Raw genomic sequence first — 1,409 nt, 5'->3', positions numbered from 1 at the left:
TCGAAGCCGCGGTGCGGGTGCTGGCCCACGCCGCGCGGCTGCACGGTGGGCTCGAACTTCGCCGGGCCCGCGTAGTCGAGCAGCAGGAACGGGCTGGTGTGGCGGCCCAGCGTGTCGTAGCTGAACAGCGAGCGCACGGGAAACCCGTCGCCCACCCAGTGCGGGCGCGGTGCGCTGTAGGTGCCGAGGATCTTCTTCATGGGGTGCTCCTTCTGTGGGCCCTCCCAACGCGGGAAAGCCATGTACAGAGAATGCGGCCGCAACGATGGTTTGGGTAGATGCCAGAATTCGCCTTCATCGTTCCACCCACTGGACAATCAACGGCACGGAGGCTGGCCAACCATGCGCGACCTGAACGATCTCTACTTCTACGCCCAGGTGGTCGACCACGGCGGCTTCGCCCCCGCCGGCCGGGCGCTGGGGGTGCCCAAGTCGAGCCTGAGCCGGCGCATCGCGCTGCTCGAAGAACGGCTGGGCGTGCGGCTCATCCAGCGCTCCACGCGCCGCTTCATCGTCACCGACATCGGGCGCCAGTACTACGGGCATTGCGTCGCCATGCTGGTCGAGGCCGATGCCGCGCAAGAGGCCATCGACCGCATCCACGCCGACCCGCAGGGGCTGGTGCGGCTGGCCTGCCCGTCGGCGCTGGTGTACTACCAGGTCGGTGAAATGATCGCGAAGTTCATGACCGAGTGCCCGCGCGTGACGGTGCACATGGACAGCACCAACCGCCGCGTCGACGTGATCCGCGAGGGCTTCGACCTTGCGCTGCGCGTGCGCTTTCCGCCACTGGAAGACACCGACCTCGTGATGAAGGTGCTGGGCCGGAGCGCCCAGCGGCTGGTCGCTCACCCCCGCCTGCTCGAAGGCCTGGCGCCGCCCGCCGGCCCGGCGGACCTGGGCACGCTGCCCAGCCTCGACCTCGGCCCTTCGCAACCCCAGCACACATGGAGCCTCGAAGGCCCCGACGGCGCCACCGCCGAAGTGCGCCACCAGCCCCGACTGGTGACCGACGACATGGTCGCGCTGCGCCTTGCCGCGCTGCAGGGCGTGGGTGTCGCCAAGCTGCCCAGCATGATGGTCCATGAAGACCTGAAGGCCGGCCGCCTGGTCGACGTGCTGCCGCAATGGGCGCCGCGCGCCGGCATCGTCCATGCGGTGTTCCCGTCGCGCCGCGGACTGCTGCCCTCGGTGCGCAAGCTGGTCGACTTCCTGGCCGCGGAGTTCGAGGCGCTGGAAGCCTAGGAAGCCGCAAGGCAGCGAGACAGGAAGCCGCCCGCTCAGTCTTCCACGAACGCTTCTTCGCGCTTGGCCTTCACCGAAGGCAGCAACACCACGATCAGCAGCAGCGCGGCGGCCGCCAGCAGGCCGGCCGACAGCGGCCGCGACACGAACACGCTCCAGTCGCC

At 69.4% G+C, this 1,409-nt stretch carries 1 protein-coding gene and 1 pseudogene; one reads left to right on the top strand and one right to left on the bottom strand.

All coding sequences use genetic code 11. The annotated features are described in order from the left end of the window. A pseudogene (locus DBV14_RS33750) lies at positions 1-200 on the bottom strand (pirin family protein); the annotation flags it as partial. A gap of 142 nt (positions 201-342) precedes the next feature. On the opposite strand from DBV14_RS33750, the gene DBV14_RS04340 reads away from it, so the two are divergent. Continuing rightward, positions 343-1,245, top strand: a complete 903-nt coding sequence (locus DBV14_RS04340) for a LysR family transcriptional regulator (protein ID WP_124457976.1) — start codon at positions 343-345, stop codon at positions 1,243-1,245. The last annotated feature ends 164 nt before the right edge of the window (positions 1,246-1,409 follow it).

It is taken from the genome of Variovorax sp. KBW07, from assembly GCF_003852515.1.
Classification (GTDB): Bacteria; Pseudomonadota; Gammaproteobacteria; order Burkholderiales; family Burkholderiaceae_C; genus Variovorax.
Note: the sequence above shows the minus strand (reverse complement) of the source record. Positions and strands in the feature narration are given on the sequence as shown.